This window comes from Roseateles sp., assembly GCF_965262435.1.
Lineage (GTDB): Bacteria > Pseudomonadota > Gammaproteobacteria > Burkholderiales > Burkholderiaceae_C > Paucibacter_A.
Map to the genome: position 1 here is coordinate 4,876,732 of NZ_OZ253537.1, position 25,455 is coordinate 4,902,186.

A 25,455-nucleotide genomic window follows, 5' to 3' on the forward strand; every position below is an offset into this window, starting at 1 on the left:
CTCCTGGCCGCAGCCATGTGCAGCCCCCGGACCGGCCGCCAAAAGGCGGGCGCCAGCAAAAGTCACAGATTTACGCCATATTGCGAGGCGATTCATCCGGCCCGGCCTCGCACGCGTGGCCGCCGGCATCAAATCCAGGCTGCACGCCTGTTCATGCAACTCGCCCTTCCGCTCATCAACCCAGCCCCGGCACGCCACCATGACCCACACCCTCTGCCATCTGTCCGCCGCTAGCCTGATCGCCTGCATCGGCCTATTCAGCAGCACCCTGGCTCAGGCCCAGGCCTTCGACACCGCCCGCATCTACGGCGCCGCCCCCGAGCGCGACGGCGGCCGCATCGGCGTGGTCGCATTGGCCGGCCATGCCTACCAAGGCTCGAAGAAAAGTCGGGCCATGCTGGTGCCCAGCCTCGACTACCAATGGAGCAATGGCTGGTTTGCCGGCACCAGCAATGGCCTGGGCCTGAACTTCTCCAAGCAAGCCCAGTTCAGCTACGGCCTGCGCCTGACGGCCGATTTCGGCCGCGATGAAGACCGCTCACCAGCCTTGCGCGGCATGGGCGACATCGAGTTCCGCCCCGAGATCGGTGGCTTCTTCAATTACAGCCCCAGCCAGAGCCTGGCCCTGACCAGCTCCTTGCGCTACGGCTCCGGCCAGGACCGCAAGGGCCTGCTGGTCGATCTGGGTGTGGCCCATCAGATCCCGCTGGATGCGAGCTGGCGCCTCGGTGTGGGCGCTGCCCTGACCCTGGCCAACCGCGAAGCGCTGCAGTCCTACTTCGGCGTCAGCGCGGCCCAGGCGGCGAGCAGCGGCTATGCGCCCTACAGCGTCGGCGCAGGCCTGCGCGATGTGCGGGCCAATGCCTCGCTGACCCACATCCTCAGCCCGCGCAGCAGCGTGACAGCCGGCCTCTCGGTCAGCGCCCTGCAGGGCGATGCCAAGAACAGCCCGCTGACGCACCAGAAAACCAGCGTCAACGGACTGGTGTCCTTCGGCTACTTGTTCTGACCCAGGCGGCGGCGCTGTATCAGCCCCAGGCCCAGCAGCCCCGCCAGCGTCATCGACAACGCGCCGGGCTCGGGCACGGCGCTGACCTGCAGGCTGCCGCGCCAGTCGATGGGCAAATTGGCCGTGCCCTGGGCATAGCCGAGGCCGAGGTTGAGGTCGCCGTCGGGGCTGCTGATCTGCAACCAGGCCTCGCCCGGGCTCAGCAGCTCGAACTGCAGCGCGCCCAGGTTCAGCCAGGACTGAGCAGCCGCGGCGGCGACGCCGGGGAAGTTGGACGCACCGATCTCGCCGGGGCGCAGAAAGCCGCTGTCATCGCTCCAACCCTCGGCCGCAGCAAAGCCCTTGAAGCGCAGCTGGCTGGGGTCGAAGTCGAGCTTGAAGCCGTAGAACAAAAACACATCGTCGGCGGCGCGGCCGGCGAAGGGCTGGTCCAGACGGATGGCCACGTTCAGGGTCTGGCCCTGCTGCGCCGCCACGGGCAGCTCCAGGCGCAGCAGCGGCTCCAGCGGCAGGCCGGTGGGCGTGATGGCACTGGCCGCGAAAGTCTGGGCTGAAGCCAGGGAAGAAGCCAGCAGGCCGGCGGCGCCCAGCAGGCTGGCCGCCAGGCTCGGGGCGCCGAATTTCAAAAAGGTGTTCGGTGTGCGTGTCATGGTCATGTTCCTGCGTGGGGTGATCAAGGCTTTTGCTGGCGGAAGATGTCAAACCAGGCGCGGTAGTCGGCCTGGGTGATGCAGGCATCGGCATCGAAATTAGCCAGGGGCTGGTAGCGGCTGTCGCCGGCGCAGACCCCCATGGCGGCGCGCTGGGCCTCACGGTCGGCGGCGTCGATGCGGCCGTCGCCGTTGATGTCGCCGCGCTTGAGCAGACGCAGGGCCAGGCGCGGGGCCGCCTCTTCGTAGCCATCGTTCAGGAACAGGCCGAAGAAGTACTCGCCCTCTGGGAAGCTGGCCAGGCTGAAGCTCTGGCCGCCGGCCGGCGCGGCCACATAGTTCCACTTCAGCGAGCCCGGGCCGCCGGGCACCATGCCCTTGCGGTAGAAGCCCAGCCAATGCTTGTTGCCGGCCGGCAGGCCTTGCCAGCTCAGATTGATGCTGTCGCCGATGCGGGAAACGCTAGCCGAGACGCTGAAGCGCACCGGGTTGACAGGAGGCGGCGTCGGCACCTGCACCGGCGGCGAGTCCTGGGCCTGGGCCAGGCCGTTGAGCACCGGGTCGGTGTAGTCCAGGCCCGCGCCTTCGACATGGCCGGCCAGGCGGCGCCAGTACAGGCTCTGGCCTTCCAGCGTCACGCCCAGGTCGTACCAGCCGCGGCTGGCCTCCACGCTGCGGGTCTCGCTGTGGCTTTGCTGCGGCTGGAGCGTCAGTTCCAGCAGCTTTCCTTGGCCATAGGCCAGATCCACCAGTTGCAGGCGCAGCACCTGGCTGCTGCTGTTGCTGAACTGCAGGCGCACGCTGCGGCTGGCGGGCTCTTCACGCAAGCTGACTTCCAGCTGCCGCGCCGCGCTGCCCAGCGCCCCGCTGAACTCGCGCACAAAACCGTTCTGGCCATGGACCTTGAGCTGGTAGCTGTCGCCGCTCCAGTTCCAGACCTCGCGCTCGACGCGCGTGCCGGCGGCCAGGGTGTAGTGCCAGGGGCCGTCGCTGCGCAGGGCCGAGTAGACGATGAAGGGCTCGGCCACCGTGCCGCCATTGCCAAAGCTCAAAGCGAACTGGCGGGCCGTGCCCTGCACGGCGCCATCCACCTCGGCACGGTAGGGCATGGGGCAGGCCGGGCGCGGCTGGCCGGTGCTGACCTGCTCCTGGCGCGGCAGCACCTGGGTGGCGGGCGGCCAGGCCGGCGCCGTGGCGTCGTACTTGGGGTACTCAGCCGTGCGCGGCACCCCGGCCGGCCAGGTCTTGTTCGGCTCGTCGAAGTTGAAGACGCTGAGCAGATCGCCGCAGACCGCGCGGCGCCAGGGCGAGATATTGGGGCACTGCACGGCCGCACGCGCCAGGCCCTTGCCCTGCACCAGCCACTCTTCGAGGAAACGGATTTGCGAGGTGTGGTCGAAGAGCTGGGAGTTGACGCGCCCGCCCTTGCTCCAGGGCGAGATCACCAGGGTCGGCACGCGTGGGCCCAGGCCGATCGGCTCGCTGTCGTTGTAGACCTCGCCCTGCAAGCTGTTGGCCACCGTGCTGCGGCCACGGCCGGCGTCCATGGGCGGCACGTTCGAGGGCATGTGGTCGAAGAAGCCGTCGTTCTCGTCGTAGGTGATGATGAGCACGGTCTTGGCCCAGACCTCAGGGTTGTCGACCAAGGCGGCCAACAGGCGGGCGCTGAAGTTCTCACCGGCATTGGGCGTGGGCGAGGGATGCTCGCAGTACTCGGTCGGCGCGCAGATCCAGGACACGGCCGGCAGGCGGCCGGCGCGCACATCGGAGGCAAAGTCATCGATCAGCCACTGGCCGGTGGTTTGCGCGGAGTTCGATGCGTTCGAGCCCGCGGCCATGGCGCGGCACTTCTGGTACAGCGGCGACTCGGGCGTCAGCTTGCGGCCGGCCGCGTCGACGCGGAAGTTCTTGAAGTACTGCAGGTAGTTGTCGCCGTAGTTGTCCCACTCCTGGTAGACCTTCCAACTGACCCCTTGTGCTTCCAGCACCTCGGCATAGCTTTGCCACGTGATTCCCTGAGCAGCCGGGTTGTCGTTGGCGATGTCGGCGTTGTAGGTGCCGTTGTTGACGTTGTAGAGCCGGCTGTCGGGAATGCCGGTGACGTAGCCGGCCGTGTGGCCGCTCAGGGCATAGAAACGGTTCGGGTCGGTGGGGCCGAAGACCGAGCAGTGGTAGGCATCACAGGTGGTGAAGGCGTCGGCCAGGGCGTAGTAGAAAGGCAGATCGCCGCGGTCGAAATAGCCCAGGGACATCGAAGTCTTCTTGGGCACCCAGGCGTTCCAGTCCTTCCAGACTGCTTCCGTGCCCTTCCAGTGGTGGTCCAGGCCGACATGCAGGGCGTTGGTGTTCTTGACGTCGTAGTGGTAGGGCAGCACATGGCTGCTGCCGCTGGGCTGGAACCAGACCGGCTTGCCCGAGGGCAAGGTGATGGCACGCGGATCGCTGAAGCCGCGCACGCCGGCCAGGCAGCCGAAGTAATGGTCGAAGGAGCGGTTTTCCTGCATCAGGAAAACCACATGCTCGATGTCGCCCAGGCCGCCGCTGACTTGGCTGGCCGGCGTAGCCAGGGCGCGGGCGATGGTCTGGGCAAAGCTGGGGGTGCTGGCCAGGCCGGCCGCACCGGCAGCCAGAAAGCCGCGGCGGGAGGGGTTTTGAATTATTCTGCTGCTCATGGCGGTCTCCGAACCGACCGCACAAGCCAAAAAGCGCGCACGGCCGGAGGTGAAAACCGCCGATTCTGAGAAGCCGCGATGTCAGGCGATCCAGCGCGGCATGAGCCGTTTAGACCAGGGGGTATGTAACCCGGTCCGTCTTTCAGACTGTGAGGCCGGCACCACGTTGCAGATGCCGCACCGCGCCCTCGCCGGCCACCCAGCCGCTGGCCATGCTGGCGGTGAGCAGGTAGCCGCCGGTGGGCGCTTCCCAGTCCAGCATCTCGCCGGCGCAGAACAGGCCCGGCAGGCGCTTGATCATCAGCTGTTCGTCCAGCTCTTCCAGGCGCACACCACCGGCCGTGCTGATGGCCTCGGCCATCGGCCGGGTGGAAGCCAGGCGCAAAGGCAGGCGTTTGATGGTGCGGGCCAGGGTGGGCAGGTCGGCGTACTCATCCTTGCTCAGGACTTCAAACAACAAGCCGGCTTTCAGCCCTTCCAGGCCCAGGCGGCTCTTGAGGTGGGTGGACATGGAGCGCGAGCCCCGCGGGCGGGCCACCTCGTCCATGACAAAGCTCTCGCTGCGGTCGGGCAGCAGGTCCAGGTGCATCACCGCCTCGCCGAACTCGGCGATCTCTTCGCGCAGCAGGCTGGAGGCGGCATAGATCAAGGAGCCCTCGACGCCGCTGGAGGTGATGACGAACTCGCCCTGGCGGTCGAAGCGGCGGCCGCTGCGCCCTTGGAAATGCAGAGCCACCGGCTTGACCGGCTGGCCGGCAAAGCGCTCGGCAAACAGCGGCGACCAGCCGGGCTGCGGCCGGCCGTCGCGGGCCAGCCCCAGATTGAAGCCGCAGTTGGCCGCGCGCAGGCCGGCGATGTCCACGCCGTGGGCCGTCAGCAGCGGCACCCAGCCGGCGTTGGAGCCCAGCTGCGGCCATGACGCGCCGCCCAGGGCCAGCACGACGGCGCCGGTGTGGGGCAGGGTCAGCTGTTGGTCGCCATGGGCGAAGCGCAAGCAGCCTTCTTCGTCCCAGCCCAACCAGCGGTGGCGCATATGAAAGCGGACCCCGCTGTTGCGCAGCCGAGCCAGCCAGGCGCGCAGCAAGGGCGCCGATTTCATATCGACCGGGAAGACCCGGCCGGAGCTGCCGACAAAGGTGTCCACGCCCAGCTCGGCGGCCCAGGTACGCAGGGCTGGGCCGTCGAAATGGGCCAGCCAAGCGCCGACCTCTTCGCAACGCTCGGCGAAGCGGCTGCGGAAACTGAGGCTGTCCTCGGAATGGGTCAGGTTGAGCCCGCCCTTGCCGGCGAGCAGGAATTTGCGCCCGACCGAGGCCATGGCATCGTAGACATCGACCTCCATGCCCGCCGCACGCAGGCGCTCGGCGGCCATGAGCCCAGCAGGGCCGCCGCCGATAACGACGGCGTGGCGGGAATCGATGGCGAGGGGGACGGCTGACATGGATGAATGATTGAATGAGGCGAAATCGAAGCTGGGCCGGGAGTGTGCCAGATTGCGCGCCTCAACCCTCGGGTTTTCCCTCAATCCACCGTGAATTCGGCCTTGAATTCGCGCCGCATATCGATGTGTTCGATGTCGTCGTCCAGATAGGGCTCCGACGTGGCGACAAAACCCAGGCTGACATAGAACGCGCGCAAATAGCTCTGCGCTTGGATCTCCACCGCCTGGCCCGGCCAGTGCTCGGCGCAGGCGCGCAGGGCCTGCTCCATCAGCGCTCGGCCCGCGCCCCGGCCGCGTGCGGCCGGCGAGGTGACCACCCGGCCAATCATGGGCTGAGTCTGGCCCGGGCCCTTGGTGCCGGGCGGCACCAGGCGGGCGTAGGCCAGCAACTCGCCGCTGTCGTCGTCCTGACCCAGCAGATGCAAAACCGCCGGGTCATGGCCGTCCAGATCGAGGTAGACACAGTTCTGTTCCAGCACAAAGACCTGGGCGCGCAGGGCCAGGGCGGCGTAGAGCTCGTGGACGCTCAAGCCCTCGAAAGGAACGCAGCGCCAGCGCAAGCGCAAATCGATAGGGCCCGCCATCAGACCAGCTTCACCAGCTGCTTGCCGAAATTGCGGCCCTTGAGCAGGCCAAGGAAGGCCTCGGGCGCCGCATCCAGGCCCTGCGCAACGGACTCGCGGAACTTGAGCCCGCCGCTAGCGACCAGGCCGCCGAGCTCCTTGAGCGCCTCGGGCCACAGTTCCATGTGCTCGCTGACGATGAAACCCTCGACCTTCATGCGGTTGGTCAGGATGAGCTGCGGGTACTGCAGGGGGATGGGCTCGCCGTTGTAGCCGGAAATCATGCCGCACATGGCCACGCGGCTGAAGGCATTGGCGCGCAGCAGCACGGCGTCGAGGATGAGGCCGCCGACGTTTTCAAAGTGGCCGTCGATGCCGTCTGGGCAAGCAGCCTTGAGCGCCTGCGAGAGCGAGGTCAAATCGGGGTGCTGCTTGTAGTCGATGCAGGCATCGAATCCCAGTTCCTCGACGACGTAGCGGCATTTCTCCGCCCCGCCGGCCAGGCCAATCGCCCGCGCACCGCGCGCCTTGGCCAGTTGGCCCACCACCGAGCCCACGGCGCCGCTGGCCGCGCTGACCACCACGGTCTCGCCGGCCTTGGGGCGAATGATCTGGGTCAGGCCGTACCAGGCGGTCACGCCGGGCATGCCGACCGCGCCCAGATAGGCCGACAGCGGGATGTGGCGGGTGTCCACCTTGTTGAGCACGCCGCGCTGGCTGGCGTCGACCACGAAATGCTCTTGCCAACCGCCCATGCCCACCACCGAATCACCGACCTGGAAGGCCGGGTTGCGTGAGGCGAGCACCTCGCCGGCGGTGCCGCCCAGCATGACGGCGTCCAGGGCTTGAGGTGCGGCGTAGCTCTTGCTGTCGTTCATGCGGCCGCGCATATAGGGGTCCAGGCTCAGGAAATGGTTGCGCACCAGCACCTGGCCTTCGGCCAGCTCGGGCAGGGCTTGTTCGACCAGACGGAAGTTATCCAAGCTCGCCTCACCCTGGGGACGTGAAGCCAAAACGATTTGACGGTTGAAACTCATGGGAGGACTCCTTGTACTGACTGGGTCCGGATTCCACCATGGCCGCGACCACCCGGTGCAAAACAGCTGACAAAAAGGGCTGGGAAGCAAACTTCCCTCAAGCGGGTCGTGCCGCGGCCGATACCCGAAAGGTCACCGTTTGCACGGACCCGGCCTCGCCACGCCCGCACGGGCCGCGGGGCAAGCGACAGACCCGTGGGAGTGAAGCAGGCCACCCAGAGGGCCGGATTTCGACACATTCACGTTGGAGACCCTATGCAGCTGTCTGACTACAAAATTTCCACCAAGCTGGTGGGCGCCTTCACGGCGGTGGCCCTGATCGGCGCCGTGATTGGCACGGTCGCGATCATCAATATGAATCGCATCAACGACGCCGACACCATGCTCTATGAGCAAGAGCTGCTCGGCCTGTCACTGACCAAGGAAGCCAATGTGCGGCGCCTGCAGGCCGTGGTGGCCGTGCGCGACGCCATCCTGGCCACCGACGCGGCCGAACGCGAGCGCGCCCTCGGTCTGATGAATGAATCGCGCAAGCAGTGCAATGACTTGATCGAGCAGGCCGGCAAGCTCTATGCCAGCGACAAGGGCAAAGCCGAGCTGGCCTCACTGCGCAGCCACTGGGAAAAGGACCAGCAGGTCGCCCAGGAAATGATCAAGCGCATTGGCGTGACCGAACTGTCGGGCTCCAACGATGCGATCAAATTCATCAAGTCCGACATGACCCCGCAAGGCGTGCTGGTCGACCAGACCCTGACCGGCCTGACCCGGCTCAAGGAAGAGGAAGCCAAGGCTCTGTCCCACGCCAATGATGAGCTTTACCACAGCAGCCGCAACACCACGATCGCACTGATCGTGCTGGGCGTGATGGCCGGCATCGGCCTCGGCTTGGGCATCAGCCGCCATGTCACCGCGCCCCTGGCTCGGGCCATGGAGGGCGCACAGCGCATGAGCGAAGGCGATATGACCGTGGACCTGCGCAACGAGGGCCGCGACGAAACCTCGCAGCTGCTACAAGCGCTGGAAGCCATGCGCAGCCGCTTGCTGGAGATCGTCGCCAATGTGCGCGACAACTCCGAGAGCGTCGCCACTGGCGCGGGTGAGATTGCCCAGGGCAATGCCGACCTCAGCCAGCGCACCGAGGAACAGGCCAGCGCCCTGGAAGAGACCGCCGCCACCATGGACGAACTGGGCTCGACCGTGCGCAACAACGCCGACAACGCCAAACAGGCCAATCAGCTGGCCCTGGGCGCTTCACAAATCGCTACCCGCGGCGGCGATGTGGTGGGCGAAGTGGTCGAAACCATGCGCGGCATCAACGACAGCTCGAAGAAGATCTCCGACATCATCAGCGTCATCGACGGCATTGCCTTCCAGACCAATATCCTGGCGCTCAATGCAGCCGTGGAAGCCGCCCGGGCCGGTGAACAAGGCCGCGGCTTCGCCGTGGTGGCCAGCGAGGTGCGCAACCTTGCCCAGCGCAGCGCCGATGCGGCCAAGGAGATCAAGTCACTGATCAGCGCCAGCGTCGAGCGCGTCGAGCAAGGCACGATGCTGGTGGACCGCGCCGGCACCACCATGACCGAGATCGTCGGCGCCATCAAGCGCGTCAGCGACATCGTCGGCGAAATCAGTGCCGCCAGCAGCGAGCAGAGCTCGGGCATCGCCCAGGTCGGCGAGGCGATCACGCAGATGGACAGGGTGACCCAGCAGAATGCCGCCCTGGTCGAGCAGAGCGCGGCGGCCGCCGAGAGCTTGCGCGTGCAGGCCTCGCAGCTGGTCCAGGCCGTGGCGGTGTTCAAGCTGCGTTGAACGCTCTGATCTTTCGCGCAGGGCTGTGGCTGCGTGGCGTCACAGCCCTGGCTGGCCGGCTGTGCTGGGCCGGCCTTCTGCTGCTGCCCCACCCTGCCGAGGCGGCCGAGCTGCGCATCTGCCAGGCCGACCCGCAGCGCTATGCCTACCGCATGGCCTTGACGCGCCTGATCCTGGAGCGCACCGAGCGGCCCGGGGAACGCTCACAGCTGCGCGCCTACGCTGACGGCCCCGATCCCACGCAAGAGCGCTGCCTGGGCCTCCTGCGCCAGGGCCAGGTCGACCTGGTCTACCTGCCGCCCAGCAAGGAACTGCTCCGGGAATTCAGCAGCATCAAGATCGACCTGCACAAAGGCATGTTGGGCTACCGGCTGCTGCTGATTCACAAGAAAGACCGCGCCCTGTTCGAGCAGGTGAACAGCCTGGCCGATCTGCGCCGCCTGACCGGAGGGTTCGGGCGGCAATGGGCCGACTTCGGCATGTTCGAGCGCAACGGCCTGCCGGTCGTCGGGGTGGCGCAGGGCAGCGCTTTGCTGCCGATGTTGCAAAGTGGCCGCTTCCACTACTTTCACCGCGGCCTGCATGAGGCCTGGGCGGAACTGGAGGCCCACCCCGAGCTCAATCAATTGATGGTCGAGCCGCGCATCGCCCTGTATTACCCCTTCCCGGTCTACTACATGTTCCGCGCCGACAAGCTGGCGCTGCGCCAGCGCTTTGAGAAAGGCTTGGAACGCATCCAAGCCGACGGCAGCTTCGACCAGCTCTTCCTTCAGTACTTCCAGGCCATCGCCCGCCGCGCCCGACTGGATTCACGCACCATCATCGAGATTGAGCATTCCCTGCCCGAGGGCTTGCCGCCCGTGGATGCACAGCTGTGGCGCAAGTCCTGATCACTCGCTACCGCGCCGCTGCAAAGGTTTGAGCGCGCGGCCGCGAGTCGGCAAGGCACGCAAGTACTTGAAAGTGGCGGTGGCATGGGCCACCAGCTGGCCGTCCTCGCCGAGGATGGAGCCCTCGCAAAAAGCCATGGTGGTGGAGCGGTGCAGCAGCTTGCCCAGGGCACGCAGCTCGCCTTCGCCGGGGCGCATGAAGGAGGTCTTCATCTCCACCGTCACCACGCCCGGGCCCATGCCCTCAGCTTTCATATGGATGCTGCGCGCCGCATGGGCCATGGCCACATCCAGCATGGTCATGAGCACGCCACCATGGGCCACCTCCCAGCTGTTCAGGTGGCTCTCGGACAAATCGACCCGCAGCTCAGCCTGGCCATCGGCCATGCTGTGCAGCTCCAGGCCCAGCTGTTCGACGAAGGGGATGTGGACGGGGAAATGGAGAGGCATGGCAGTGGAGGATGAGTGAACGGGTGAACAGGTGAACCAGTGAATGGGCCCCAGCATTTTCACCCGTTCACCCGTTCACCCGTTCACCCCTTCACTTCTTACCCCAGCGCGAACGGATCCAGATCATCAGCACGCCGATCACGACCGCCACTCCGCCTTTGATCAGCAAGATCCAGCCCAGCAGCTCGGCATCGCTCAGGCCCTGCTTCATCAAAAACACCCCCAGGATGACGGCCAGCAGGCCGCCGTAGATCAAGACCCAGATCAATGCCTCGACATGACCCAGCCAGCGCGGCGGCGGGCGTCCCGATGGGTGTTCTTGCTCCTCCATCTGGGCGAGCCCTCCCCGGCTCAGAACCACCCATCCTGCATCTCGCGGCACAGCGGCTCGCGGCTCTCGACCACGGCCAGCCAGGCGCTGATCTTGGGCAGCTCATAACGATAGAAATACGCGGCGGCGGCGCGCTTGCCTTGTGCGAAGTCCGAGCTCACCGCCGCATCGTCCAGTGCCAGTGTGACATCCAGCCACAACCAGGCCAGCACCCCGTGGCCAAAAGCCTGCAGATACGGTGTGGCATTGGCCAGGGCCACCTCGGGCTCGCCCGTGGCCCAGGCGGCCTTGCTGGCCCGGCCCAGCTGGGCCAGGGCGGCCGCCAGCTGATTGGCCTGGGCCGCCAGGGCCGGCCGCTGCAGGGCGGCCTCGACCGTGCGGTTGATGCGCGCGGCCAGCACGCGCAAGGCCTGGCCGCCGTTCAGCACCACCTTGCGTCCCAGCAGGTCCAGGCCGTGGATGCCATGCGTGCCCTCGTGGATCATGTTCAGGCGGTTGTCGCGCCAATATTGCTCGACCGGAAAATCGCGCGTGTAGCCGGCGCCGCCCAGCACCTGGATGGCCAGGCTGTTGGCCTCCAGGCACCATTCGCTGGGCCAGCTCTTGGCGATGGGGATCAAGACCTCGAGCAGCTGCGCCGCCTCGGCCGCCGCTTCTGGCGCCCCTGTCTTTTGCTCATCGACCAGGCGCGCGCAGAACAGCTCCAGCGCCAGCGCGCCCTCGACATAGCTCTTCTGCGCCAGCAGCATGCGCTTGACGTCGGCATGCTCGATGATCAGCTGCTGCGGCTGCGCCGCGTCTTTAACGCCCATTCCCAGGCTGCGGCCCTGCGGCCGCTGGCGGGCATAGGCCAGGCTGGCTTCAAAACCGGCATAGCCCAGCATGGTCGCGGCCAGGCCCACGCCGATGCGCGCCTCGTTCATCATGTGGAACATGCAGCGCAGGCCCTCGCCGGGCTGGCCGACCAGATAGCCGATGGCCCCCGCCCCGCCCTCGCCAAAGTTCAGCAGGCAGTTGCTGGTGCCGCGGAAACCCAGCTTGTGGTTGAGGCCGGCCAGGGCCACCTCGTTGCGTTGGCCGTTCAGGCGGCCTTCGGCATCGACGCCATGCTTGGGCACGATGAAGAGCGAAATGCCGCGCGCGCCCGGCACCAGGCGGCCTTGGGCATCGGGGATCTTGGCCAGCACCAGGTGGACGATGTTCTCGCTCAGCTCATGCTCGCCGGCCGAGATCCACATCTTGTGGCCGCGCAGGCGGTAGCGCGGGCCCAGGGGGTCCAGTTCAAAGCCCTCGCCATCGGACACGGCCCGGGTCTGGATGTCGGACAGGGAGGAGCCGGCCTGCGGCTCGCTCAAGCACATGGTGCCGAACCAACGCCCCTGCAGCTGCGGCTGTGCAAACACGGCGCGCTGGCGCTCGCTGCCATGGGCCAGCAGCAGATTGGCATTGCCCACAGTCAGCAAGGCATAGCCGCTGATGCCCACGCTGGCCTTCTGGAAAAAGGCATTGGCGGCGGTCTCGATCACGCAGGGCAGCTGCAGGCCGCCCTGGGCCTCGTCCTGCGAGGCGGCCAGCATGCCGGAGGCGATGTAGGCGTCCAGCGCCTGCTGGGTGGAGGCCGGCAGGATCACGCGCTCGCCGTCGAAGCGTGGCTCCTCGGCATCGCAGGCACGGTTGGCCGGTGCGAACTGCTCGGCGGCGATGCGCTCGCAGCTGTCCAGCACGGCGGCATAGCCCTCCAGCGAATGCTCGGCAAAGCGCGGCCGCTCGCTCAGCGACTGGACCTGCAGCCAGTCGCGCAGCAGAAAGTCCAGGGTGGCGCGCAAAGCCATCACAGCACCTCGAAGACGCCGGCTGCGCCCATGCCGCCGCCGATGCACATGGTCACGCAGATGCGCTTGGCGCCGCGGCGCCGGCCTTCCAGCAAGGCATGGCCGGTCATTCGCTGGCCCGAGACGCCGTAGGGGTGGCCCAGGGCAATCGCGCCGCCGTTGACATTGAGCCGCTCCTGCGGGATGCCCAGCCGATCGGCGCAGTACAGCACCTGCACGGCAAAGGCTTCGTTCAGCTCCCAGAGGTCGATGTCGTCCACCGTCAGGCCCAGGCGCTGCAAGACCTTGGGCACGGCGAAGACCGGGCCAATGCCCATCTCATCGGGCTCACAGCCGGCCACAGCAAAGCCGAGGAAGCGGCCCAGAGGCTGCAGGCCCTCGCGCGCGGCCAGGGACTCGCTGACCAGCACGCAGGCGCCCGCGCCGTCCGAGAACTGGCTGGCATTGCCGGCCGAGACCCGGCCGCCGGGCAGCGCGCTGCGCAGGTCTTTGATGCCCTCAAAGGTGGTGCCTTCGCGCAGGCCTTCGTCCTGACTGACCGTCACTTCACGCGTGCTCAGGCCGCGCAGCTTGTCGGCCACGCCCATCTGCACGGTGATGGGGGCGATTTCCTCGGCAAAGTGCCCGGCCGCCTGGGCGGCGCAGGCGCGCTGCTGGCTTTGCGCACCGTACTGGTCCATGCGCTCGCGGCTGATGCCGTAACGCTGGGCCACGGTTTCGGCCGTCTGCAGCATGCTCCAGTAGAGCTCGGGCTTGTGCTGTTGCAGCCAGGGCTCCTGGGCCATGTGGCGGTTCATCTCGTTTTGCACGCAGGAGATGCTCTCCACCCCGCCGGCGACAAACACCTCACCCTCGCCGGCCATGATGCGCTGGGCCGCCAGGGCGATGCTTTGCAGGCCGCTGGAGCAAAAGCGGTTGACCGTCATGCCGCTGACGCTGACCGGCAGGCCGGCGCGCAAGGCGATTTGGCGGGCGATATTGCCGCCGGTCGTGCCCTCGGGGAAGGCGCAACCCATCAGCACATCCTCGACCCGCTCGGGCGCGAGGCCGGCGCGGGCCACCGCGGCCTGCACCACATGGCCGCCCAGGGTGGCGCCGTGAGTGATGTTGAAAGCGCCCTTCCAGCTCTTGGCCAGGGGGGTGCGGGCGGTGGACACAATCAGGGCGTGGCTCATGGCGATTCAGCTCCGGGATTCTTGAGGTGTGGGGGTCGAGGCGACGGTCAAGGCAGTGGTCGAGTCAGGTGAGGCGCTCAGCCGTTGAAGCTCTTGCCCTCGGCCACCAGGCGCTGCAGCAGGGCTGCGGGCTCCCAGAAGGCCGCATCGTCCCGCGGGTTGCGTGCCAGACGCTTCATGGCCTGCAGCACATTGAAGAGGCCCAGACTGTCGGCATAGCACATGGGGCCGCCGCGCCAGAGCGGGAAGCCGTAGCCGCTGAGGTAGACCATGTCGATGTCCGAGGCGCGCTGGGCGATGCCCTCCTCCAGCAAGCGGGCGCCTTCGTTGACCAGGGCCAGCACCAGGCGCTCGACGATCTCCTCATCGCGGATCTGGCGCGGCTGCAGGCCCAGGGCCGCGCGGTGCTCGGCCAGCAGGGCCGCCACCTCGGGCGAAGGCAGGGCCTCGCGCCGGCCGGGCCGATAGTCGTACCAGCCTGCCTGAGTCTTCTGGCCGAAGCGGCCGCGCTCGCACAGGCGGTCGGCGCTTTGCGAGTAACGCAGCTCGGGCCGCTCGATCGCGCGGCGCTTGCGGATGGCCCAGCTGATGTCGTTGCCGGCCAGGTCGTTCATGCGGAAGGGGCCCATGGCGAAGCCAAAGGCCTCGGCCGCGCGGTCCACCTGCTCGGGCGAGCAGCCCTCGTCCAGCAGAAAACCGGCCTGGCGCGCGTACTGCTCGATCATGCGGTTGCCGATGAAGCCGTCGCAGACACCGGCCACCACCGCCGTCTTGCGGATCTTCTTGGCCAGGGCCATGGCGGTGGCCAGCACATCGTGGCCAGTGGCCGCGCCGCGCACCACCTCCAGCAGCTTCATCACCTGGGCCGGGCTGAAGAAATGCAGGCCCAGCACATCCTGCGGGCGGCGGGTGAATCCGGCGATGGTGTTGATGTCCAGGGTCGAGGTGTTGGAGGCCAGGATGGCACAGGGCTTGGCCGCCGCGTCGATCTGCTCGAAGACCTGGCGCTTGACGGCCAGATCCTCGAACACCGCCTCGATCACCAAGTCGGCCTCGGCGATGTCGGCATAGCTCAAGCTGCCGCGCAGCAGTGCCAGGCGCGCGTCCAGCTTGTCCTGCTTGAGCTTGCCCTTGCTCAGCTGCGCCTCGTAAACGCCACGGATGCGGGCCAGGCCGCGCTCCAGCGCCTCGGCCTGGCTTTCCAGCAGCACGACGGGCAGGCCGGCATTGAGGAAATTCATGGCGATGCCGCTGCCCATGGTGCCGGCGCCAATCACCGCCACCTGGCGGATCTCGCGCAGCGGCGTGCCGGGCGGCAGATCGGCGATCTTGGACGCGGCCCGCTCGGCCACAAAGGCATGGCGCAGCGCCTTGGACTCGGGCGTGATCATCAGGGCCGCAAAGCCCTCGCGCTCGGCGCGCAGGCCTTGCTCGAAAGGCAGGTTCACGGCCGCGGCCACCGCCTCCAGGCAGCGCAGCGGCGCGGGGAAATTGCGGCTCTGCGCGGCCACCATGTTTCGGGCGAACTGGAAGAAGGCCTCAGGGTTGGCATGTGTGGCCGGCAGATCGCGCACGCGCGGCAGCGGGCGCTGCGCGGCGACTTCGGCTGCAAACGCCAGGGCCGCCTCCAGCACCTCGCCGGCCACCACCCGGTCGAACAGCTTTTGCCCGGGCACCTGGGCCAGCAGTTCGGCCGCCACGATCTCGCCGCTGACGATCAGGTTCAGCGCCGCCTCCACACCGAGGGCGCGCGGCAGGCGCTGCGTGCCGCCGGCGCCGGGCAGCAGGCCCAGTTTCACCTCAGGCAAGGCGACCTTGGTGCCGGCGGCCACCACGCGGTAGTGGCAGCTCAGGGCCAGCTCCAGACCACCGCCCATGCAGACGCTGTGCACGGCCGCCACCACCGGCTTGCTGCAGGCTTCGACCAAGGCCACCACGCTGGGCAGATTGGGCTCGCTCATGGCCTTGGGGCTGCCGAACTCCTTGATGTCGGCCCCGCCCGAGAAGGCCGCGCCGGCACCGGTCATCACCACGGCCGTGACGGCCAGGTCGACCTCGGCCCGCTCGATGGCGGCGACGATGGCCTGACGTGTCGCCAGGCCCAGACCGTTGACCGGCGGATTGTTCAGGGTGATGACAGCGGTGCTGCCGCGGACTTCGTAGAGGGTGGACATGGCGTGCTTAGTGAACGGTGGATGGCCTGTGGGTGAACGGGTGAACAAGTGAACGGGTGAAGGAGCGGCGATTCGTGGACAGGGTCTGTATTTCGCGATTCACTTGTTCACCCGTTCACCTGTTCACCAAAAAAGAACGATCGTTCGATTCTAGGCAGATGCACCCGGGAGGGTTGTCGCATCCGGATCAGGGTTAGCCCGAGTCGGCCGGCTTACGCCTAATATGCGCGGCCTTCCAGAATCCAAACCTATGCGTCTTTCACTGCGTCCCCCTCGGTTTCTCTCCGCGGCCCTGCACCCCGACATCCCCAGCGATCCAGCGCTCTGCCCCAACTGTGGCAGCCGCTTCGCCGAGCCGCGGCCGAACTACTGCGGAGAATGCGGGCAGGAGTCGCGCCTGCGCGCGCCGACGCTGGGCGAGTTCGGCCAGCAGCTGGGCGGCGCCTACATCTCCATGGAAGGCGCGCTCTGGCGCACGCTCTGGCGCCTTTTCCTGCTGCCCGGACAACTGACGCTGGAGTACTTCGCCGGCCGGCGCCGTCGCTATGTGCTGCCGCTGCGCCTGTACCTGACCATCAGCGTGTTGGCCCTGCTGGCCCTGCGTCTCGTGACCGCGCCGCAACTGGAGGCGCAAGCCGAAAGCGACGCGCGCGAAGCCGCGGAGACGGCAGCCGCTGCTTCTGCACCAGCGTCTGGGTCTGCACGGCCGTCTGCGCCGAGCGCCAAAGCACGCCCCTCGGTGGTGGAACTGGAGCCGGACGAAGATCAGAACTTCTACGTCGGCTTGGCTGGCAGACGCTTTGGTGTCAAGGACAAGAAGTTCTTCTGCGAGCGTTTGCCCGAATCCATGTGCAAGCGCTTGGAAAAGCGCCTGGCACATGGCCGGGAGCACCTCAAGCAGGAGATCTTCGGCGTCATCCTGCGCAGCCTCAACAATCTCGGCGTCACCATGTTCCTGCTGCTGCCCGCTTTTGCGCTGTGGCTGAAGCTGATCTTCATGGACAAGCGCCTGCGCTACACCGAGCACCTGGTCTTCGCCCTGCATCTGCATGCCTTCTGGTTTGCCATGCTGATGCTGATGCTGGTGCCGCTGGGCGGCCTGCAAGGCAGTGCCTGGTTGGCCACCATGGTCTACCCCCTGATCGCCATCCAGCGGGTCTACCGCACCCGCTGGTGGAGCACCCTGCTGCGCGCCTCGGTGCTGGCCCTGCTCAACCTCTTCGTGACGACCTTGACCGTGGCCCTGCTTTTCCTGGCCACTCTGGTGAGCTGAGACTAGGCACGGTTTGGGCGGGCCGCCCACAATGCGCGGGCGCGGCGTGATCTCTTGTCATCCGCCCGCCCCAGCCATGTCCACAAGCCCCCGCCGCAAGGCCACCCATCTCTTGAGCGCCAGCGAGCTGCGCGGCCTGGCCCAACTGGCCACCCAGGGCACGCTGGGCGTGACCGACATCGTCGAAGGCATGCACCAGGCCGTCTGGTCACGGCTGGGGATGCAAGGCCGGCGCGAAGAGGAAAAGACCCGCAGCGCCGGCCTGACCGGCCTGGTCTACCGCGGCATCCGCGGCAGCACCCGCTTGCTGGGTCAGGGTGTCGACCAGTTGCTGGCAGCCTGGCCGGCGGATGAATCCAAGGCCACATCCGAACCCTCGCCCCAGCGCCTGGCCCTGCTGGCCGTGCTCAACGGCGTGATGGGCGACCATCTGGCCGACAGCGGCAACCCCCTGGCCTTGACCATGAGCGTGCAGCAGCCCGACGCCGGCAGCCAGCAAGCCACGGGCCACCTCTTGCTGCTGATCCACGGCCTGTGCATGAACGATCTCCAATGGCGCAGCGAGAACAAAGCCGGCCAAGCCCATGACCACGGCGAGATCCTGGCCCGTGCCCTTGGCGCCAACCGGCTTTATCTGCGCTACAACTCGGGCCGCCATATCTCGGAGAACGGCCGGGACCTGGCGCAGCTGCTGCAGCAAACCGTAGACGCCTGGCCGGTGCCGGTGAAGCGCATCACCATCGTCGGCCACAGCATGGGCGGCCTGGTCGCACGCAGCGCGATACAGCTGGCGCAAGCGGCCCGTCTGGGCTGGCCCAAGCGCCTGCACAGCCTGGTTTTCCTGGGCTCACCGCACCAGGGCGCGCCGCTGGAGCGGGCCGGGCATTGGGTGGACCTGCTGCTGGGCAGCAACCGGCACAGCGCCCCGCTGGCCCGCCTGGGCCAGCTGCGCAGCGCCGGCATCACCGACCTGCGCCACGGCTTGGTGCAAGACGCCGACTGGCAGGGCCGCGACCGCTTTGCCCCTGGGCATGTGCCGCATCAACCCCTGCCCCTGCCGGCCAGCATCGCCTGCTACACGGTGGCGGGCACCACGGCTGCCAAGCGCAGCCCCATGGCCGACCGGCTGCTGGGCGACGGCTTGGTGCCGCTGCGCAGCGCCCTCGGCGAACACGAAGATCCGGCGCTGCGCCTGGACTTCGCGCCCGAGGCCCGCAGCATCCAGTACCGCTGCGGTCATCTGCAGCTGCTCAGCAGCCCGGCGGTCAGCCAGCAGCTGCTGGACTGGTTGGCGCCTTCGCCCGCAAAAGCGGAATAAAGCGCGTCAGAGGCCGCGCAGCAGCTGCTGCACTTCGGCCTGGTTGCCGTACTGTTTGCCACTGGTGGCCAGGCGGTTCAACTCGACCGCGGCCAGGCGTTTGTCGCCGGCCTTGAGGTAGAGCTTGGCCAGGCGCATGCGCAGATCGTGGTTCTGCGGCTGCAACTCCAATGCTTGCACCTGCACCTCGATGGCGCGCGGCAGCTTGTTGTCGGCCTCCAGCACCGAGGACAAGGTGTCCAGGAAGGCAGGCTGCTTGGGCGCGATCTGCACAGCCTTCTCGGCCAGCGCCAGGCCGCCCGGTTTGTTCAGCTTCATGGCCAGCCAGGCCAGGTTATTGAGCACGGCCGGGTTCTCGGGCTGCAGCTTCTGCACCGCCGCAAAGCGACCTTCCGCCGCGGCCAGCTGGCCCTGGTTCAGCTCGACGCCGCCGAGGTAGAAGAGGAACTCGGCGTCGTTCGGGTGGGCCTTGAGCCAGTCCTGCGCATGTTTGTCGGCCTCGGCCTTGGCGCCGCCCAGGCTCAGGGCCAGGTGCAGCTTGCTCGCCACCGCCGGATCGGGCGCTTTCTCCAGGCTGCGGCGCATGGCGGCGGCGGCCGCCGGCCAGGCCTTTTGGTTGGCCTGCACATCACCTTCGAGGCTGTAGCCCAGCGGCGAGGCCGGCGCGCGCTTTTGGATCAGGGCCGCCGTGGCCAGCGCTTCCTTGGGCTCGCCATTGGCCAATTGCAGTTCACCGAGCCGGCGCTGCACCACCAGGTTGTCGGGCGACAGCTCCAGCGCGTGCTTCAAATTGCTGATCGCTGTCGGGTACTTCTTGAGCGCGGCATAGACCTCGGCCAGGCGCAGTGACGGCAGCGGCGAACGCGGCATGGCGCGGGACAGCGCGTTGAAGGATTCCAAGGCCTGTTGGTACTCACCAGCCACGGTGCGGGCCCGCCCTTGAGCCTCCATCAAGTCGGCACTTTCCGGCATGGCGGCAATGCCTTGCTCGGCGGCGCTCAGCGCAGCCTTGAGATTGCGTTCCTTGAGCTGGAAATCGATCAAGGCCACACGCGGCGCCGCGGCACTGGGCTTGCTGGCGATGGCCTTGTTGATCATGGCCTCGATCTCGGCCTTGGGCACGCCGCGTTGCTCGGCCAGCTCGGCCAGTGCCAGCTGCGCGTTGACGTTGTCCGGGTCGGCCACCAGCAGGGTCTCGAAGCGCTGCTTGGCGGCCGCCGGCTGCTTGTCGTTGATGTCCAGCGAAGCCAGCAAAGCGGCGGCAGGATAGAACTTGGGGTCGATCTTGAGGGCCTGCTCCAGGCTCTTGCGGGCACCGGCCTCGTCGCGCCGGGCCAGGAACACCAGGCCGCGCAGATTGTGCGCCATGGGTTTGTCCGGCTGCTTGCGCTCCAGCACCGCGATGGCGGCCAGCGCCTTGTCCAGATCACGGCGCTGCAGATGGGCGCGGATCAAGGCCACATCAGCCACCGTGCTAGGGTCAGAGTCAGAAATGCTCTTGAGCTCCGCCAGCACGTCTTCTGGCGAGGCGCTGGCGCCACGCCCCAAAGCCAGTTGGGTGCGGCTGCGTGTGTCGGCCGGGTTGAGCTTGGCCGCCTGGGCGAAATAGCCGGCCGCCTTCTTGTCGTCGCCATTCTGGCGGTAGGCCTCACCGGCCAGCGAGTAGAGCTGGGCATCGATGGGCGACGCGCCTTGCAGCAGGGGCTGCAGCGCCGCCACGGCCTTGGCCGGCCGACCGGTCAAGAGATAGACCTGGGTCAGCATGCGCCGGGCCAGGCCCAGATTGGGGGAAATCTTGAGCGCCTTGCCGAGATACTCCTCGGCCTGCACATAGCCCTTGAGCTCGAACTCGATCGCGCCGCCCAGCTGCAAGGCCAGAGGATTTTCGGGCGCCATCTTGAGCAGTTGCTGGCTGAGCTCGCGCGCCTTGGAAAACTCGCGCTGACGGAAGGTCAGCAAGGCCTCGAAATACAGGGTTTGCGGATGGCCGGCCAGCACCTTCTTGAGCGCGGCCAGCTGTTCGGCCGCGGCCGGCAGGTCACCGCTGTCCAGCCAGTGGTTGAGCAGGCCGGTGTGTGCGGCCACATCCCCGGGTTGCATAGCCAGAGCCTGGCGGTAGGCCGCCACAGCGGCCTGGCCACCGGCCTCGGCCGCCTTGCTGTCCTCGGCTTTGTCGAGCGGCTTGCCCGCGCTGGCGGCTGCGGCCTGGGATTGCGCGGCCTCGACCCGGCGCGTCACCATCAGGATGTCGCCCTTGAGGCGCCAGCCCTCGGCCAGCTTGGGCTCACGCTGCAGCAGCGCGTCCAGCATTTGCAGAGCGCCCGTGAAGTCGCCGTCTCGGGCCTTCATGCGCACCTGGAGGATCTGGGTGGCCGGGAAATCGGGCTGGGCCTGGAGGGCCTCGGCGATCGCCGCACTGGCCTTGTCCTGGGCGCCGGTGGATTCATAGGCAATCGCCAGTGAGGTCAGCAGGTCGGCGCGCGCCTTGGCGTCGCCGGGGCGAGTGCTGCCATGCTGCTCGATCAAGGCCTTGTACGAGTCATTGGCAATCATGGCCCGTGCCAAGACCGGAATCACCTGGTCGGCCGATGCCTTGAGGGCCAAAGCCTTGCCCAGCTCCACCTCGGCCGAACGGCTGTCACCGGCGGCCAGAAAGGCTTGGCCCAGCAGGAAGCGCGCCTCGGCCGCCTCAGGCGACTTCTGCAGGGCATTCTTCAGCTGGATGATGGCGGTCTTGTGGTCACCCTTGCCGATGGAGCCCCGGGCTGAGGCCATCAGGCTGTCATAACTCTCTCCGCCACAGGCCGCCAAAAGGCAGGCGGTCAGAACACTGGTGGCAATCAGCTTGGGAGTGGACATGGGATAGGCGCGATGGGTCTGAGGCTGAAGAAACCGGCACCGCCGCTGACAGGGCGGCTGGGGCCAAGGAATGGCCGGCAAAGTATAGGGGCGGGGCTGGCTGGCTACACTGGTCCGATGCCTGCTCCAGACCTCGTTTCACCGGCCAATTCGCCTCGCGATGCCGAGCTTTTCTCTGCCAAGCAAGCGGGCCGCGTACCGCCGCCTGAAGCCTGGCTGAACCGCTTCGCCGCCCTGGGCCCGGCCTTCTACACCGAGCTGCCGCCGCAAGGCTTGCCCCAACCGGTCTGGGTGGCGCAGAGCACGGCCTGCGCGGCCGAGCTGGGCTGGCCCGAGGACTGGTGGCAGCGCGAAGACTGGAACGCCCTGCAGGTGCTGAGCGGCAATGCCGCCTGGCCCGGCATGCGCACGCTGGCCAGCGTCTACAGCGGCCACCAGTTCGGCGTCTGGGCCGGCCAGCTCGGCGACGGCCGCGCCCATCTGCTGGGCGAGATCGCCACGCCCGGCGGCAGCCTCGAGCTGCAGCTCAAAGGCGCCGGCCTCACGCCCTACTCGCGCCGTGGCGACGGCCGCGCGGTGCTGCGTTCGTCCATCCGCGAATTCCTCTGCTCGGAGGCCATGCACGCGCTGGGCATCCCGAGCACCCGCGCCCTGGCCCTGACGGCCTCGGCCCTGCCGGTGCGGCGCGAAACCCTGGAGACCGCGGCCATCGTCACCCGGGTGGCGCCGAGCTTTCTGCGCTTTGGCCACTTCGAGCATTTCTCGCACCGCCAGCAGCACCAGGAGCTGCGCCAGCTGGCCGATCACTTCATCGATCTGCACGCGCCCGAATGCCGCGCGGCGAGCGAGCCCTATCTGGCCTTGCTGGAGCGGGTGGCCCGGCAAACCGGCGCCCTGCTGGCTCAGTGGCAGGCCGTGGGCTTCTGCCATGGGGTGATGAATACCGACAATATGTCCATGCTGGGCCTGACCATCGACTACGGCCCCTTCGGCTTCCTCGACGGCTTCAACCCGGGCCACATCTGCAACCACTCCGACCACCAAGGCCGTTATGCCTTCGCCCGCCAACCGAGCATGGCGTTCTGGAACCTGCATGCCCTGGCCCAGGCCCTGCTGCCCTTGATACAGAACGAGGGTGAGGATCCCGAGGCTGCCAGCGAGCGCGCACTCGATGCGATCGAGCCCTACAAGCAGGCCTTCAGCAACCACTTCACCGCCCTGATGCGGGCCAAGCTGGGCCTGCTCAGCGAGCAGACCGAAGACACGGCCCTGATCGACGACTGGCTGCGCCTGCTGGCCGCCACCCAGGTGGACTACACCATTGCCCACCGCCGGCTCAGCCGATTCGGCCTGCACGATGACCCCGGCGCCTTGCGCGACCTGTTCCTGGACCGCGACGCCTTCGACGCCTGGGCTCAGCGCTACCGCCAGCGCCTGCAGGCGGAGGCCAGCCAGGACGGCCCGCGCCAGGCGGCCATGCGCGCGGTCAACCCGGCCGTGGTGCTGCGCAACCATCTGGCCGAGGGCGCCATCCGTGCCGCCCAGGCCGGCGACTTCTCCGAGACGCAGCGCCTGCTCCAGGTCCTACAGCGGCCCTTCGACGACCCCACACAGGCCAGCGACGCGGCCTTCCCGCCCGACTGGGCTCAAACCCTGGAAGTGTCCTGTTCATCATGAGCGACAAGAGCAGCAAGACCTACCCGGTTCAAAAGAGCGAAGCCGAATGGCGCGCCCAGTTGGACCCCATGCAGTACCAAGTGGCCCGGCAGTCGGGCACCGAACGGGCCTTCACCGGCAAGTACTGGGACCATTTCGAGAAGAACGGCCTGTACCGCTGTGTCGGCTGCGGCACGCCCTTGTTCGAGCCGGACACCAAGTTCGACGCCGGCTGCGGCTGGCCCAGCTACTGGGCCCCGGTCAATGCCGAGCTGATCGAGCGCATCGTCGATGAAAGCCACGGCATGGTGCGTGTCGAAGTGCGCTGCAACAACTGCGGCTCCCACCTGGGCCATGTCTTCCCCGACGGCCCCGAGCCGACCGGCGAGCGCTTCTGCATCAACTCGGCCGCGATAGACTTCGCGCCCCGGACCTGAGTTCCTCCAGGCCGCCCTTACTGCGGAGCCACGCCGGCCCGCCTTGCCCATGAAGCTTCTGCTCGACTTTCTGCCGCTGATCCTGTTCTTCGCCACCTTCAAGTACGCGGACAGCCACAAAGACTGGGCCGCGGCCTTTGCCACCGAGCATTTCGGTTTCATGGTCTCGGGCGGCAAGGTCGGCACCGAGGAGGCGGCGGTCTTGCTGGCCACCCTGGTGGTGATGGTGGCCACCCTGGCGCAGGCGCTGTTCCTCAAGTTACGCGGCAAGAAGATCGACCTGATGCTCTGGATCAGCTTGGCCCTGGTCGTGACCCTGGGCGGAGCCACCATCTGGTTCCACAACGAGACCTTCATCAAGTGGAAGCCCACCGGCCTCTACTGGGGCATGGCCCTGGTGTTCTGGGGTTCGGTGCAGTTCTTCAAACGCAATCTGATCCAGAAGATGCTGGGAGCCGATCTGGAGCTGCCGGCTTTTGTGTGGCAGAACTTGAACCGCGCCTGGGTGCTGTTTTTCGCCACCCTCGGTATCGTCAACCTCTACGTGGCCTACAACTTCTCGACCTCGACCTGGGCTGACTTCAAGGTCTTCGGCGTCACCGGATTGATCCTGGTGTTCACGGTCGCACAAGGCGTCTACCTGAGCCGCCATCTGCCCGAGCTGCCGGACGACAAGGCCGAGCCCGCCAAGGCCGAAGAAACTGGAACCCAGCCATGAGCACCCACCCCGCCCTGAGCGAGATCATCACGGCGCGCCTGCAGGCAGCGCTGAGCCCTGAGCGCCTGGAAGTCCAGGACGACAGCCACCTGCACGCTGGCCACGCCGGTGCCCGGGAAGGAGGCCATTACACGGTGCGAATCTGCAGCAGCCGCTTCCTTGGCCTGGGCCGCGTGGCCCGCCATCGGCTCGTATATCATTCGCTGGGTGAGTTGATGCAGCAAGGCATCCACGCGCTGGCGATTGATGCCAGCACACCCCAAGAGAACTGATTCCTCTCGAAATCGATCAGCGCCGATACGGCGCATTTTTTTAGCCCAAAGCCCTACCCATGAAGAAGTTTGTGCTCGCCGCCTCCGTCGCGGCCCTGTCCGCTGCGCTCCTGCCCATGTCGGCCAGCGCGCAGAACCTCGCCATCGTGAACGGCAAAGCGGTGCCCAAGGCCCGCGCCGAACAGCTGATCAGCCAAGTCACCAAGAGCGGTCAGCAAGCCCGCACGCCTGAGCTGGAAAACCAGGTCAAGGACGAAGTCGTGCTGCGCGAAATCTTCATGCAGGAAGCCGAGAAGCGCGGCATCCCGGCCAGCGCCGACTACAAGGCTCAGATGGAACTGGCCCGCCAGAGCATCCTGATCCGCGAACTGTTCGCCGACCACGCCAAGAAGAACCCGGTCACCGACGCCGATGCCAAGGCTGAGTACGACAAGTTCAAGGCGCAGAACAGCGGCGAGGAAGTGCGCGCCCGCCACATCCTGGTGGAGAAGGAAGAAGACGCAAAGGCCCTGATCGCCCAGATCAAGGCTGGCGGCAAGTTCGAAGAACTGGCCAGCAAGAACTCCAAGGACACCGGCTCCGCCGCCAACGGTGGCGATCTGGACTTCGCCAAGCCCAGCAGCTACGTGCCCGAGTTCGCCGCTGCCGTGACCAAGCTGAAGAAGGGCGAAATGACCGATGAGCCGGTCAAGACCCAGTACGGCTTCCACATCATCAAGGTCGAAGACACCCGCGAAGCCCAGTTCCCGGCTTTCGATGATGTCAAGGCTCAGATCGTCCAGCGTCTGCAGCAGCAGAAGGTCGGCGCGTATCAGCAAGAGCTGAAGAGCAAGGCCAAGACGGACTACAAGTTCGCCAACTGATGAGGCCCGTGGTGCCGAGCTCAAGC

At 67.1% G+C, this 25,455-nt stretch carries 21 protein-coding genes; 10 read left to right on the plus strand and 11 right to left on the minus strand.

Going from position 1 to position 25,455, the window contains the following annotated elements:
- The first annotated feature begins 199 nt into the window (after window positions 1-199).
- Entirely contained in the window at window positions 200-1,009 is an 810-nt protein-coding gene (locus ACQY39_RS20960; protein ID WP_428509528.1) for a MipA/OmpV family protein, read from the plus strand.
- Here ACQY39_RS20960 and ACQY39_RS20965 read toward each other — a convergent pair.
- From ACQY39_RS20965 to ACQY39_RS20985, 5 genes are all read right to left on the minus strand, one after another.
- Window positions 997-1,659: a PEP-CTERM sorting domain-containing protein gene (locus tag ACQY39_RS20965; RefSeq protein WP_428509530.1), complete on the minus strand. Its 663-nt coding sequence runs from the start codon at window positions 1,657-1,659 to the stop codon at window positions 997-999. The two genes, ACQY39_RS20960 and ACQY39_RS20965, sit on opposite strands and share 13 nt — an antisense overlap.
- A 23-nt stretch (window positions 1,660-1,682) precedes the next feature.
- Complete coding sequence (locus ACQY39_RS20970; protein WP_428509532.1) at window positions 1,683-4,331, minus strand: phosphocholine-specific phospholipase C; 2,649 nt, start codon at window positions 4,329-4,331, stop codon at window positions 1,683-1,685.
- Between the two features lie 142 nt (window positions 4,332-4,473).
- Window positions 4,474-5,772 (minus strand): NAD(P)/FAD-dependent oxidoreductase, encoded by a 1,299-nt coding sequence (locus tag ACQY39_RS20975; RefSeq protein WP_428509534.1) that lies wholly within the window; start codon window positions 5,770-5,772, stop codon window positions 4,474-4,476.
- 80 nt (window positions 5,773-5,852) lie between these two features.
- A complete protein-coding gene (locus ACQY39_RS20980; protein WP_428509536.1) occupies window positions 5,853-6,356 on the minus strand; it encodes a GNAT family N-acetyltransferase in 504 nt (167 codons plus the stop codon).
- Window positions 6,356-7,372, minus strand: a complete 1,017-nt coding sequence (locus ACQY39_RS20985; RefSeq protein WP_428509538.1) for an NADP-dependent oxidoreductase — start codon at window positions 7,370-7,372, stop codon at window positions 6,356-6,358. Before ACQY39_RS20985 ends, ACQY39_RS20980 begins: the two co-directional genes overlap by 1 nt.
- Window positions 7,373-7,627: 255 nt before the next feature.
- Between ACQY39_RS20985 and ACQY39_RS20990 the strand changes: the two genes are divergently transcribed.
- Together ACQY39_RS20990 and ACQY39_RS20995 are read left to right on the plus strand one after the other, a co-directional pair.
- Window positions 7,628-9,181, plus strand: coding sequence for a methyl-accepting chemotaxis protein (locus ACQY39_RS20990; protein ID WP_428509540.1), 1,554 nt, complete (start codon window positions 7,628-7,630; stop codon window positions 9,179-9,181).
- A complete protein-coding gene (locus tag ACQY39_RS20995) occupies window positions 9,178-10,071 on the plus strand; it encodes a hypothetical protein (RefSeq protein ID WP_428509542.1) in 894 nt (297 codons plus the stop codon). Before ACQY39_RS20990 ends, ACQY39_RS20995 begins: the two co-directional genes overlap by 4 nt.
- Here ACQY39_RS20995 and ACQY39_RS21000 read toward each other — a convergent pair whose 3' ends face one another.
- From ACQY39_RS21000 to ACQY39_RS21020, 5 genes are all read right to left on the minus strand, one after another.
- The gene (locus ACQY39_RS21000; protein ID WP_428509544.1) at window positions 10,072-10,521 is read right to left on the minus strand and encodes a PaaI family thioesterase; all 450 of its coding nucleotides are present in this window, start codon (window positions 10,519-10,521) and stop codon (window positions 10,072-10,074) included.
- Window positions 10,522-10,612: 91 nt separating this feature from the next.
- On the minus strand, window positions 10,613-10,852 hold the full coding sequence (locus ACQY39_RS21005; protein ID WP_428509546.1) for a hypothetical protein: 240 nt from the start codon (window positions 10,850-10,852) through the stop codon (window positions 10,613-10,615).
- 20 nt (window positions 10,853-10,872) lie between these two features.
- Window positions 10,873-12,684 carry an acyl-CoA dehydrogenase gene (locus tag ACQY39_RS21010; RefSeq protein WP_428509548.1) on the minus strand — a complete coding sequence of 604 codons (1,812 nt, stop codon included), beginning with the start codon at window positions 12,682-12,684 and terminating at the stop codon, window positions 10,873-10,875.
- Complete coding sequence (locus tag ACQY39_RS21015; RefSeq protein WP_428509550.1) at window positions 12,684-13,859, minus strand: acetyl-CoA C-acyltransferase; 1,176 nt, start codon at window positions 13,857-13,859, stop codon at window positions 12,684-12,686. Before ACQY39_RS21015 ends, ACQY39_RS21010 begins: the two co-directional genes overlap by 1 nt.
- A 77-nt stretch (window positions 13,860-13,936) precedes the next feature.
- On the minus strand, window positions 13,937-16,033 hold the full coding sequence (locus ACQY39_RS21020) for a 3-hydroxyacyl-CoA dehydrogenase NAD-binding domain-containing protein (protein ID WP_428509552.1): 2,097 nt from the start codon (window positions 16,031-16,033) through the stop codon (window positions 13,937-13,939).
- A gap of 250 nt (window positions 16,034-16,283) precedes the next feature.
- On the opposite strand from ACQY39_RS21020, the gene ACQY39_RS21025 reads away from it, so the two are divergent.
- Window positions 16,284-17,306, plus strand: a complete 1,023-nt coding sequence (locus tag ACQY39_RS21025) for a DUF3667 domain-containing protein (RefSeq protein ID WP_428509554.1) — start codon at window positions 16,284-16,286, stop codon at window positions 17,304-17,306.
- Between the two features lie 76 nt (window positions 17,307-17,382).
- Window positions 17,383-18,624: a lipase family alpha/beta hydrolase gene (locus ACQY39_RS21030; protein WP_428509556.1), complete on the plus strand. Its 1,242-nt coding sequence runs from the start codon at window positions 17,383-17,385 to the stop codon at window positions 18,622-18,624.
- A gap of 6 nt (window positions 18,625-18,630) precedes the next feature.
- Here the strand turns inward: ACQY39_RS21030 and prsT are convergent, their stop codons facing one another.
- A complete protein-coding gene (gene prsT, locus ACQY39_RS21035; protein WP_428509558.1) occupies window positions 18,631-21,483 on the minus strand; it encodes an XrtA/PEP-CTERM system TPR-repeat protein PrsT in 2,853 nt (950 codons plus the stop codon).
- Between the two features lie 117 nt (window positions 21,484-21,600).
- Between prsT and ACQY39_RS21040 the strand changes: the two genes are divergently transcribed.
- The 5 genes from ACQY39_RS21040 to ACQY39_RS21060 are packed head-to-tail and all read left to right on the plus strand — an operon-like array spanning window position 21,601 to window position 25,429.
- Window positions 21,601-23,160 (plus strand): protein adenylyltransferase SelO, encoded by a 1,560-nt coding sequence (locus ACQY39_RS21040; protein WP_428509560.1) that lies wholly within the window; start codon window positions 21,601-21,603, stop codon window positions 23,158-23,160.
- Complete coding sequence (gene msrB, locus ACQY39_RS21045; protein ID WP_263518332.1) at window positions 23,157-23,576, plus strand: peptide-methionine (R)-S-oxide reductase MsrB; 420 nt, start codon at window positions 23,157-23,159, stop codon at window positions 23,574-23,576. Before ACQY39_RS21040 ends, msrB begins: the two co-directional genes overlap by 4 nt.
- 49 nt (window positions 23,577-23,625) lie before the next feature.
- A complete protein-coding gene (locus ACQY39_RS21050; RefSeq protein ID WP_428509562.1) occupies window positions 23,626-24,294 on the plus strand; it encodes a septation protein A in 669 nt (222 codons plus the stop codon).
- A complete protein-coding gene (locus ACQY39_RS21055; protein ID WP_263562521.1) occupies window positions 24,291-24,566 on the plus strand; it encodes a BolA family protein in 276 nt (91 codons plus the stop codon). Before ACQY39_RS21050 ends, ACQY39_RS21055 begins: the two co-directional genes overlap by 4 nt.
- Before the next feature lie 59 nt (window positions 24,567-24,625).
- Window positions 24,626-25,429: a peptidylprolyl isomerase gene (locus tag ACQY39_RS21060; RefSeq protein WP_263518339.1), complete on the plus strand. Its 804-nt coding sequence runs from the start codon at window positions 24,626-24,628 to the stop codon at window positions 25,427-25,429.
- The last annotated feature ends 26 nt before the right edge of the window (window positions 25,430-25,455 follow it).

Excerpts from the sequence above, each read along its gene's own strand:
- ACQY39_RS20960 (WP_428509528.1), top strand. The coding sequence starts at position 200 with ATGACCCACACCCTCTGCCATCTGTCCGCCGCTAGCCTGATCGCCTGC.
- ACQY39_RS20965 (WP_428509530.1), bottom strand. The coding sequence starts at position 1,659 with ATGACACGCACACCGAACACCTTTTTGAAATTCGGCGCCCCGAGCCTG.
- ACQY39_RS20970 (WP_428509532.1), bottom strand. The coding sequence starts at position 4,331 with ATGAGCAGCAGAATAATTCAAAACCCCTCCCGCCGCGGCTTTCTGGCT.
- ACQY39_RS20975 (WP_428509534.1), bottom strand. The coding sequence starts at position 5,772 with ATGTCAGCCGTCCCCCTCGCCATCGATTCCCGCCACGCCGTCGTTATC.
- ACQY39_RS20980 (WP_428509536.1), bottom strand. The coding sequence starts at position 6,356 with ATGGCGGGCCCTATCGATTTGCGCTTGCGCTGGCGCTGCGTTCCTTTC.
- ACQY39_RS20985 (WP_428509538.1), bottom strand. The coding sequence starts at position 7,372 with ATGAGTTTCAACCGTCAAATCGTTTTGGCTTCACGTCCCCAGGGTGAG.
- ACQY39_RS20990 (WP_428509540.1), top strand. The coding sequence starts at position 7,628 with ATGCAGCTGTCTGACTACAAAATTTCCACCAAGCTGGTGGGCGCCTTC.
- ACQY39_RS21000 (WP_428509544.1), bottom strand. The coding sequence starts at position 10,521 with ATGCCTCTCCATTTCCCCGTCCACATCCCCTTCGTCGAACAGCTGGGC.
- ACQY39_RS21005 (WP_428509546.1), bottom strand. The coding sequence starts at position 10,852 with ATGGAGGAGCAAGAACACCCATCGGGACGCCCGCCGCCGCGCTGGCTG.
- ACQY39_RS21010 (WP_428509548.1), bottom strand. The coding sequence starts at position 12,684 with ATGGCTTTGCGCGCCACCCTGGACTTTCTGCTGCGCGACTGGCTGCAG.
- ACQY39_RS21015 (WP_428509550.1), bottom strand. The coding sequence starts at position 13,859 with ATGAGCCACGCCCTGATTGTGTCCACCGCCCGCACCCCCCTGGCCAAG.
- ACQY39_RS21020 (WP_428509552.1), bottom strand. The coding sequence starts at position 16,033 with ATGTCCACCCTCTACGAAGTCCGCGGCAGCACCGCTGTCATCACCCTG.
- ACQY39_RS21025 (WP_428509554.1), top strand. The coding sequence starts at position 16,284 with ATGCGTCTTTCACTGCGTCCCCCTCGGTTTCTCTCCGCGGCCCTGCAC.
- ACQY39_RS21030 (WP_428509556.1), top strand. The coding sequence starts at position 17,383 with ATGTCCACAAGCCCCCGCCGCAAGGCCACCCATCTCTTGAGCGCCAGC.
- prsT (WP_428509558.1), bottom strand. The coding sequence starts at position 21,483 with ATGTCCACTCCCAAGCTGATTGCCACCAGTGTTCTGACCGCCTGCCTT.
- ACQY39_RS21040 (WP_428509560.1), top strand. The coding sequence starts at position 21,601 with ATGCCTGCTCCAGACCTCGTTTCACCGGCCAATTCGCCTCGCGATGCC.
- msrB (WP_263518332.1), top strand. The coding sequence starts at position 23,157 with ATGAGCGACAAGAGCAGCAAGACCTACCCGGTTCAAAAGAGCGAAGCC.
- ACQY39_RS21050 (WP_428509562.1), top strand. The coding sequence starts at position 23,626 with ATGAAGCTTCTGCTCGACTTTCTGCCGCTGATCCTGTTCTTCGCCACC.
- ACQY39_RS21055 (WP_263562521.1), top strand. The coding sequence starts at position 24,291 with ATGAGCACCCACCCCGCCCTGAGCGAGATCATCACGGCGCGCCTGCAG.
- ACQY39_RS21060 (WP_263518339.1), top strand. The coding sequence starts at position 24,626 with ATGAAGAAGTTTGTGCTCGCCGCCTCCGTCGCGGCCCTGTCCGCTGCG.